The sequence below is a fragment of the Rathayibacter sp. AY1C7 genome, from assembly GCF_002931865.1.
In the GTDB taxonomy this organism is placed as follows: Bacteria; Actinomycetota; Actinomycetes; order Actinomycetales; family Microbacteriaceae; genus Rathayibacter.
Window position 1 is genome coordinate 1 of sequence record NZ_PSWB01000046.1, and the last position, 9,860, is coordinate 9,860.

Sequence of the window (9,860 nt, forward strand, 5' to 3'; positions counted from 1 at the left end):
GGAGGCTGCGCTGCGCACGGCGCGACGGCAGAGTGGTGGGTGTCGTCGGCTCCTGCTCCCCGGGCGCCCGCTCTTCCCGGGGCGGTGCCCGCGGTCGTAGGCTCGCGCTCATCCGCAACGGGAGGGGCCGACGATGACCGCCACGAGAGAGACGTCCGCCCCGCCCGAGCTCAAGCGGGTGCTCGGCCCCAAGCTGCTGCTGCTGTTCGTGGTCGGCGACATCCTCGGGACCGGGATCTACGCCCTCACCGGGCAGGTCGCGGCCGAGGTGGGCGGGGCCGCGTGGCTCCCCTTCGTGATCGCGTTCGTCGTCGCCACGCTCACCGCCTGCTCCTACCTGGAGCTGGTGACGAAGTACCCGCAGGCGGCGGGCGCCGCGCTCTACGCGCACAAGGCGTTCGGGATCCACTTCGTCACGTTCCTCGTCTGCTTCACCGTGATGGCGAGCGGGATCACCTCGGCCTCCGCCGCCTCGGGCGCCTTCGCGAGCAACTTCGCGATCGGCTTCGGGCTCGGGGACGGCGCGGGGACGCGGCTGAGCATCGCGCTGGTGTTCATGGTCTGCATCGCCCTGGTGAACCTGCGCGGTGTCGCCGAGAGCGTCGGGCTGAACGTGGTGCTCACCCTGATCGAGCTCTCGGGCCTGCTGCTGGTGATCTTCGTCTGCTTCTTCGCGGTGTTCGGCGGGCAGGCCGACTTCTCGCGGGTGGTCGCGTTCGAGGCGCCGGAGGACAAGTCGCTGCTGCTCGCGGTGAGCACCGCGACCTCGCTGGCGTTCTTCGCGATGGTCGGCTTCGAGGACTCGGTGAACATGGCGGAGGAGACGAAGGAGCCCAGCCGCATCTTCCCGCGCGTGATGCTCACGGGTCTCGGCATCACCGCCGTGGTCTACGTGCTCGTGTCCACGCTCGCCGTCGCGATCGTCCCCGTGGGGGAGCTGGCCGGCAACGACACTCCGCTCGTCACGGTCGTCGAGGCCGCGGCGCCCGACTTCCCGATCTCGACGCTCCTGCCCTTCATCTCGCTCTTCGCCGTGGCCAACAGCGCGCTGATCAACATGATGATGGCCAGCCGCCTGCTCTACGGGATGAGCCGCCAGGGCGTGCTGCCGCCGTTCCTGCAGAACGTGCTGCGCGGACGGCGCACGCCGTGGGCCGCGATCCTCTTCACGACGGTGATCGCCCTGCTCCTCACCGCCTACGTGTCGCGCGACCCCTCCGACCCCATCGCGGTGCTGCTGGGCGGGACCACGTCGCTCCTCCTGCTGGCGGTCTTCGCCGTCGTCAACGTCTCCGTGCTGGTGCTGCGGCGGCAGCCGGTCGAGCACCGTCACTTCCGGACCCCCACCGTGCTGCCGGTGCTGGGCACGATCGCCTGCGTCTACCTGGTGCTGCCGATCACCTCGGGACGCGACACCGCCCAGTACGGCATCGCGGGGGTGCTGCTCGTGATCGGCGTCCTGCTCTGGGTGGCGACCTTCATCGACCGGCGGGTCCGCGGCTACGCGCGCACCGCGGCGATCGCTCCGGAGGAGCTCGACGCCGATCCCGCGGAGGACGCATCGGGAGCGCACAGCGACGGCATCGGCCGGTCATAGCCGATCCATAGGGAACTCCCGATACTGGAGTCATGAGCACCCCGGCCCCCTCGAAGCACCTCGCCCCCGCGCAGCGCACCCGCCTGAAGCGGGCCGACGGGACGCCGATCCGCGTCCTCGTCGTCGACGACGAGAGCACCCTCACCGACCTGCTCCAGATGGCTCTGCGCTACGAGGGCTGGGAGGTGCGCACCGCCGCCGAGGGCCGCGCCGCGATCACGATCACCCGCGAGTTCCGACCGGACGTGATCGTGCTCGACGTGATGCTCCCCGACATCGACGGCCTCCAGGTCCTGCAGCGGGTCCGCGCGGACGGCAGCGAGACCCCGGTCCTCTTCCTCACCGCGAAGGACGCGCTCGACGACCGGATCGCCGGCCTCACCGCCGGCGGCGACGACTACGTCACCAAGCCCTTCTCCCTCGAGGAGCTGGTCGCCCGGATGCGCGGCCTCATCCGCCGCAGCACCCTGCTCGCCAACGACGCGGACGACCCCGAGGTCGTCGTGGGGGACCTGGTGCTGAACGAGGACAGCCACGAGGTCCGCCGGGGCGGCGACGAGATCGAGCTGACCGCCACCGAGTTCGAGCTGCTGCGCTTCCTGATGCGCAATCCGCGCCGCGTGCTCAGCAAGGCCCAGATCCTCGACCGGGTCTGGTCCTACGACTTCGGCGGCAAGTCGAGCGTGGTCGAGATCTACATCTCGTACCTGCGCAAGAAGATCGACGCCGGCCGCTCGCCGATGATCCACACCGTGCGCGGCGCCGGCTACCTCCTGAAGCCCGCCGACCAGTGAGCCGCACCGGCCGCCCGTCGCTCGGCGACTTCGCGACCCGCTCCGCCCTCCGCAGCTCCCGCCGCGGCCGGCGCGCGCCGTGGACTCTGCGGCGGCGGATGGTCGTCGCCGTGGTCGCGCTCGTCGCGGTGACGGCGGGCGTCGTGGGAGCGGTCAGCGTGCTCTCCGCCCGCTCGATCCTCTACGGCAGCACGGACGCGTCGCTCAGCCAGTCGGTCACGCGCCTCCAGGACTTCGACGGGCCGAGCCGCTTCGGCGGGTCGAGCGCGATCGAGCAGGCCACGACCTGCCCGAGCGGATCCTTCGGCGGCGGCCCGAGCCAGAACCTCAGCACCATCACCGCCGTCCAGGGCTCGGACGGCTCCTTCATCGGCGCCTACGTCGACGCCGACGGGGTCTGCCGGCAGTTCTCGGACCCGGCCGACTCGGTGCTCGCGGCGGCCGTCGCCGCAGGGGGCGAGGAGGCGACCATCGAGCTGCCCGGGAGCCTCGGGACCTACCGCGTCCGCGCGGCGGCGGTCGAGGGCTCCGTGGTCGTCGTCGGCGTCCCCCTGGGCGAGGTCGCCGAGACGCTCGCCTCCCTCACCTGGGTGGTCGTCGTGGTGGTGCTGCTGGCGATGCTGCTGGTCGCCCTCGTCGCCACCGCGATCATCCGCGTGGCCCTGCGGCCCCTGGAGCGGGTGGAGGCGACGGCGACCCGCGTGGCCGAGCTGCCGCTGGACCGCGGCGCCGTCGAGCTGGTCGAGCGGGTCCCGGAGGAGGACGCCGACACCCGCACCGAGGTCGGCCGGGTCGGCGCCGCCTTCAACCGCATGCTCGACCACGTCACCGGTGCGCTGGAATCGCGGCAGGCGAGCGAGGACAAGGTGCGGCAGTTCGTCGCCGACGCCTCGCACGAGCTGCGCACTCCCCTCGCGGCGATCCGCGGCTACGCGGAGCTGCCCCGGCGCGGCGGGACCGAGCTGCCGGAGTCGGCGGCCTACTCCCTCGATCGGATCGAGTCCGCCGCCACCCGGATGACCTCGCTGGTCGAGGACCTCCTCCTGCTCGCCCGCCTCGACGAGGGCCGCGACCTCGAGAAGGAGCCCGTCGACCTGACGCTGCTCGTGATCGAGGCGCTGTCGGACGCGCATGCCGCGGGCCCCGACCACGAGTGGGACCTCGAGCTCCCCGAGGAGCCGATCGAGATCCGCGGCGACGGCTTCCGGCTGCACCAGGTGGTCGCCAATCTGCTGCGGAACGCGACCGTGCACACGCCCCCCGGCACCCGGGTCGTGGCGGCGCTCGCCGAGGAGGTGTCGGAGGGGCGGCCGATCGCAGTCGTGACGGTCACCGATTCCGGCCCGGGAATCGCGCCGGAGCTGGTGCCGGTGCTGTTCGAGCGCTTCGCCCGCGGCGACTCCTCCCGAGCGCGCACGACCGGATCGACGGGGCTGGGCCTGGCGATCGTGGCGGCGGTCGTCGACGCCCACGGCGGGCGCGTCCTCGTCGCGTCCGAGCCGGGGCGCACGAGCTTCCGCGTCGAGCTGCCGGCGGGCTGAGGGCCGGAACGGCGGTCTCCCGCCGCCCCGCCCTACACCGAGACGCCCAGCCGGCGGCGCGCGTCGTCGAGGGTCCGCACCACGGCGACCACCTCGTCGAGCGGGTGCAGCGGCGACTCGGTGCGCCCCTCCGTCACGTACTGCGCGACGTGCAGCGCCTCCCAGGCGAGGCCCTCGCCGCCCTGGAGCGGCGTCTCGTCGATCCACGACCCGCTCTCGGAGCCGCGGGTGAGCGTCACGCCGCCCGGCGTCCAGAACGACGGGTGCACGTCGATCCGCCCCGCCCGCCCCGCGACGCTCGCCGCGTGGCGGGTGTCGGCCAGCACGGTCGAGGTGGCCACCGACTGCACCCCGTGCGCGTGGCTGCCGACGATCGTCGCGGTCGCGTCGACGCCGGTCGAGGTCATGCTGCCGGCGACGACGGTGCTCTGCGGGGTGCCCGCCACCATCGAGACGAAGGAGGAGGCGTAGACGCCGACGTCCAGCAGGCCGCCGCCCGCGAGCGCCGGGTCGAAGATCCGGCTGGAGGGGTCGAAGTCGAAGGCGGCGCCGAAGTCGGCCGAGACGACGGCGGGCGCGCCGACCGCCCCGTCGGCGAGCAGCTGCCGCACGACGTCCATGTGCGGCAGGTAGCGCATCCACATCGCCTCCATCGCGAACACTCCGGCGTCGCGCGCGGCGTGCACGATCATCTCGGCCTCGCCCGGGGTCGGCGCGAACGGCTTCTCGACCAGGATGTGCTTGCCCGCGGCGATGGCGAGCAGTGCCTGGCGGGCGTGTTCCGAGTGCGGGGAGGCGATGTAGACCACGTCGACCTCCGGATCCTCGACCACGGCCTCGTAGCCGGCCGAGGCCCGCTCGATCCCGAACCGGCTCGCGAACCGCTCCGCGCGCTCCAGCGAGCGGGAGCCCACCGAGACCACGCGCTGCCGGGTGTGCTTCTGCAGCGCCTCGACGAACGAGCCGGCGATCGAGCCGGGCGCGATCACCCCCCAGCGCAGGACGGGGGAGTCGAGGAGGGAGGGGAGTCGGGGCTCGGGGAGCGTCAGTGCCATGCGTCCACGCTAGGGCCCCGTGCCCGGCGGGGGCGAGGGGGTGCGCGGCGGTCCCCTAGGGTGTGACGGCACGCGCAGTCGCGGGCGGAGGAGGACGTCATGCCCGAGTGGTACACCCTGGGCGTCGTCGCCCTCGTGATCGTCGTGGTGGTCGTCGCGATCGTGCGCTTCCGGTTCAACCCGGTGCTGGCGCTGGCCGTGGGAGCCGCCGCGATCGGCCTGCTCACCGGGCTCGGCCCCGTCGACACCGTCTCCACGATGACCACCGGCTTCGGCGAGGTGATGATGGAGGCGGGCCTCCTGATCGGCTGGGGCGTGCTCATCGGCGCGATGCTCAACGAGATGGGCGCCGTCGTCCGGCTCGTCGAGGGCCTGCTGCGCGTCTTCGGCCGCCGCGGGATCCCCTACGCGCTGGGCCTCTCCTTCGCCACCTACCTGCAGACGATCTTCGTCGACGCGCTGATCGTGATCGCGGCCCCGCTCGCGCGCCGGATCGCGCCGCGGCTGGGGCGCGCGGGCACCGGCATCGTCGCCGTGACCTTCGCCGTCGGGCTCGAGACGGGCATCGTGATGATGGTGCCCGGCTTCGCCGCGGTCGCGCTCGCGGGGCTGCTCGGAGTGCCGCTGGGCGTGATGATGCTCGGCGGATTCGCGGTGGTGGCGCCGACGGTCGTGGTCACGATCCTGCTGATGTCGCTCGCGTTCCGCCTCGGCTTCTGGGACCCGGCGCGCGACGAGCAGCTGGTCGTGCGCGACGACACGACCGGGCTCGCGACGGTGGGAGCGTCGCCCGATGCGGACGGCGGACGGCTGCCGTCGTTCGGCGCGCGGGGGCGCGGCGGGGCGTCCTCGGGCGGAGCCGGAGCGGTGTCGGGCGGCTCGTCCGGCTCGTCCGTCGAGGACGCGGCGGGTCCCGCTGAGGCGCAGGACGCCCACGCCGCCCGCGAGCGCCCGCTCCTGCTCCTCTTCGCGCCCATGCTCCTCGCCCTCCTGCTCATCGCCGCGCAGGCGGTGCTCACCGTCTCCGGGGTCGAGCTGCCGGTGCTGCAGTTCCTCGGGAACCCCGTCATCGCGCTCCTCCTCGCCGTGATCGGCACCGGAGTGGTCGGCCGGTCCACCGTGGGAACCGCGCGGATGGAGAAGGCGGTCGCCAAGGGCTTCCAGGACGGCGGGCAGATCTTCCTGCTCACCGGCGTCGGCGGGGCGCTCGCCGCGGTGATCGCGCAGGGCGACCTCGGCGAGATCCTGAAGGGCTACTTCTCGACCTCGGCGACCGCGCCGCTGCTGCTCGTCTGGGTGATGGCGGCCGTGCTGCACATCGCGGTCGGCTCGGTCACCCTCTCGGCGATCACGGCGGCCGGAGTCGTCGCGCCGGTCGCCGCGACACTCGGCCTCGACCCGCTGCTGATCGCACTCGCCGCGGGCTCCGGCGCGCTGTTCTGCATCCACGTCACCTCGAACACCTTCTGGCTGCTGCAGAGCTTCCTCGGCCAGTCGGTCCGCGGCGCCCTCAAGTCCGTGACCGTCGGCGTCTCCCTCGCCTCCGTCCTCGCGCTCGGCGCCACGCTCGTCCTCTCCCTCTTCCTCTGACCGGGCCCTCCTTCCTCCTCTCGCCGGATGCCACTCGGGCACTCGAGTCGCCGGGCGAGGCGTACCGAGGAGGCATCTCGCGGAGGTGACCCGGCCGACACGTGACGGAAACATGGAGCCTCTATCTTCCTGAGAGGGTTCACATCCGATTCGGAGATCCAGACGCCGACGGGGGCCCGATCCGTTCCGTCACGCCTCGACAAGGGAAGAACTCCGCTTGAGATCTCGAACCGCCCTCGCCTCCGGATGCGCCGCGCTCGCGCTCGCCGCCGGCGGTCTCCTGGTCGCCCCGCCGGCGACCGCCACGACCGCAGCACCCGCCGACTACACCCGCGTGGACATCGTGCGTCCGCCGTCTGCTCCGATCGCGGTGCCGACCAGCTACCCGCAGCAGACCCCGCTGACCGAGGTGCCCGTCGACCCGACCGACGCCTCGCTCCTGCGCGGAGTCACCCCCTACGACGCCATCGCGCCGCAGCTGAACGCGCTCGCCGCCCGCTCCGACCGGGTCTCGACCCAGGTGGTCGGGAAGTCCGGCCTCGGCCGCGACATCTACCTGGTCACCGTCACCGCCCCCGAGACCGAGGCCGAGACCGCGCAGCAGGCCGAGTGGCGCGACCGGCTCAAGTACGAGCCCGCCGCCGCGGCCGCCGACGCCGAGCTGATGGACGGCTACAAGGTGCCGGTCTGGTTCAACGGCAACATCCACGGCAACGAGTGGGAGGGCAGCGACGCGATCCTCGAGTACATCGAGGGCGTCGCCACCGCCGAGGACGCGGAGACCGAGGCGCTGCTCGAGGGCAACCGCCTCTACTTCACCGTCACCAACAACCCCGACGGCCGCGCCCTCGGCCAGCGCGCCGTCGCCGCGGGCTACGACCCGAACCGCGACATGATCACCGGAGCCACCAGCGAGGCGGCCGTGATCCGCGACCTCTCGAGCGTGCTCCAGCCCACGTACTTCATCGACATCCACGGCTACACCGGGATCCTCCAGGTCGAGCCCTGCGGCCCGCCGCACGGCGAGAACTACGAGTACGACCTCTTCCTCCCGCACGCCTACGCGACCGCGCTCGAGATCGAGCGCCGCGTCGTCGAGGCCGACGTGCCCGGCAACACCTACCTCGCCGAGGACGGCAGCGCCACCACGGACAACACCGGGAAGATCCTCATCCCCTACCGCGACATCCGCGCGGGCTGGGACGACTGGCCTCCCATCTTCGCCCCGCAGTACGTCGCCTTCCAGGGCGCGATCACCAACACGGTGGAGCTTCCGCTCGGCCGCACGGCCAACAGCACTCCGGAGGAGATCGCCCAGGGCCAGGCCAACGCGGACATCGACGTCGAGGTCGCCGGGATCGTCATGGACGCCTCCGTCGACTACATCGAGGCCAACCGCGACGCGCTCCTGAGCAACCAGGTCGCCATCTTCGAGCGCGGCGTCACCGGCGCCCCCGCCGTCGAGATCCCCGCCGACGTCTCCGCGGCCGACCTGCCCGCGGGCGTGCCGACCGAGTGGACCGAGATCTGGGACGAGACCGACGTCTACACGACCGAGTACCCGCGCGCCTACGTCATCCCCGTCGACGGCACGCAGCGCTCCGTCTCGGACGCCGAGACACTCGTCGCGCAGCTGCTCGCCCACGGCGTCGAGGTGTCGCGGACCACGGCCGCCACGAGCGTCGGAGGAGTCTCCTACCCCGCGGGCACCTACCTGGTCGACATGCACCAGTCGGTCCGCGGCCTCGCCAACGTCGTCCTCGCCGACGGCAGCGACATCTCGAGCCGCGTGCCCGAGATGTACGACGTCTCGGCCTGGAGCCTCTCGCTCCTCTGGGGCGCCGACGTGCAGGCGATCGGCTCCACCACCGACGCCCTCCCGGCCGTCGGCCTGGAGCCGGTGACCGCCGTGGCTCCGGTCGGCTCCGTCCCGGCAGGCGCCGACTACCTCGCCTTCGAGCCGCGCGGCGTCCTGGAGTACCAGGCCGTCAACGCGCTGCTGGCCGACGGCGTCGCCCTCGAGCAGTTCGAGGACGGCACGATCGCCCTCCGTGCAGACGCCGCCGGGCTCGCGGCCGCCGAGGGAGCCGCCGCCGCTTTCGGCGTCGACTTCACGGCGACCACCGCCGACCGCGTGCGCGCCGAGGACGGGAAGGCGCTCGACGCCCTCCGCGTCGCCTACTCCGGCACGAACGAGGACCGCGACGCGCTGGCCAAGCTCGGCTTCGCCGACGCGGTCGCCGTCGACGCGGCCGCGCTCACCGCGGGCACCGCGACCCTCGAGGGCGCAGACGTGCTCTACGTGGGACGCGCCCTCTCCTTCACCGCGGAGCAGGCCGTGGGCCGCATCGTGGTCGAGGAGTTCCTCGCGGCGGGCGGCGACGTCGTCGGCCGCGGCGGCGCAGGAGCGGCCTTCGTGTCCGACTTCGGCCTGGCCGAGCTGACCGCGCAGACCGGCACCAGCGGCTCCAACGGAATCGTCTCGGTCGAGACGCCCGCCGGCGGAGTCCTCGGCGACTACCCGCAGGACACCGCGTTCGTCTCGCCGGCACTGTGGTTCGCCGGCTTCGACGAGTCGGTCGCGGTCGAGCAGAGCTACTCGGAGGACGGCACGTTCGTCGCCGGGCACTGGGTCGACTCCGACGGGCAGTCCCGGAGCGACGCGGCCGGGCAGGCCTCGGCCGTCTCGTTCTCGACGGAGTCGGGCACCGAGGGCTTCCTCTTCGGCACCTCGCCGGTGTTCCGCAACCACCCGGTCGGAGCGTTCAGCGACGTCGCCCGGGCGCTGCTCGCCGTGGCGCCGGAGGGCGCCGCCGTCGAGCTGCCGGGGACCCCGGAGCCCACGCCGACGCCGGAGCCGACCGGCTCACCGGAGCCGACCGCGACTCCCGAGCCGACGGCGACGCCTGAGCCGACGGCGACGCCCGAGCCCACCGCGACGCCCGAGCCCACCGTGAGCCCGGAGCCCACGTCGACCCCCGAGCCCACGTCGACCCCCGAGCCCACGTCGACCCCGGAGCCCACGTCGACCCCGGAGCCCACCGTCGTGCCGACGGCCGGACCGACCGCCACGGCCGCGCCGATCACCGCGCCGACCGGCCCCGGCGGCCTCCCCTCCACCGGAGTGGAGACCGGCTCCTGGCTGCTGCTCTCGGGAGGTGCTGTCGCCCTCGGCCTCGGCTCGCTCCTGATCGCCCGCAGCCGTCGCCGTGAGGACCAGGAGGCCTAGCCTCCGCCTCGGGGAGGGATCGGGCGCCCGCCGCCCTGTCCCTCCCCGATCCCG

Annotated in this window: 6 protein-coding genes; 5 read left to right on the forward strand and 1 reads right to left on the reverse strand. The window is 73.1% G+C overall.

Annotated elements, in window-relative coordinates:
* The first annotated feature begins 133 nt into the window (after positions 1-133).
* From C5C69_RS16330 to C5C69_RS16340, 3 genes are read left to right on the forward strand one after another with little or no spacing between them, the layout of a single operon-like run.
* Complete coding sequence (locus tag C5C69_RS16330; protein ID WP_104227060.1) at positions 134-1,597, forward strand: APC family permease; 1,464 nt, start codon at positions 134-136, stop codon at positions 1,595-1,597.
* 32 nt (positions 1,598-1,629) lie between these two features.
* Complete coding sequence (locus C5C69_RS16335; protein ID WP_104223650.1) at positions 1,630-2,391, forward strand: response regulator transcription factor; 762 nt, start codon at positions 1,630-1,632, stop codon at positions 2,389-2,391.
* Positions 2,388-3,932, forward strand: coding sequence for a cell wall metabolism sensor histidine kinase WalK (locus tag C5C69_RS16340; protein ID WP_219812137.1), 1,545 nt, complete (start codon positions 2,388-2,390; stop codon positions 3,930-3,932). Before C5C69_RS16335 ends, C5C69_RS16340 begins: the two co-directional genes overlap by 4 nt.
* Positions 3,933-3,964: 32 nt before the next feature.
* Here C5C69_RS16340 and C5C69_RS16345 read toward each other — a convergent pair whose 3' ends face one another.
* On the reverse strand, positions 3,965-4,987 hold the full coding sequence (locus C5C69_RS16345) for a Gfo/Idh/MocA family protein (RefSeq protein ID WP_104223651.1): 1,023 nt from the start codon (positions 4,985-4,987) through the stop codon (positions 3,965-3,967).
* A 99-nt stretch (positions 4,988-5,086) separates the two neighbouring features.
* Between C5C69_RS16345 and C5C69_RS16350 the strand changes: the two genes are divergently transcribed.
* On the forward strand, positions 5,087-6,577 hold the full coding sequence (locus tag C5C69_RS16350; RefSeq protein WP_104258303.1) for a GntP family permease: 1,491 nt from the start codon (positions 5,087-5,089) through the stop codon (positions 6,575-6,577).
* Positions 6,578-6,794: 217 nt separating this feature from the next.
* Complete coding sequence (locus C5C69_RS16355; protein WP_104258304.1) at positions 6,795-9,806, forward strand: M14 family zinc carboxypeptidase; 3,012 nt, start codon at positions 6,795-6,797, stop codon at positions 9,804-9,806.
* Positions 9,807-9,860: the final 54 nt, after the last annotated feature.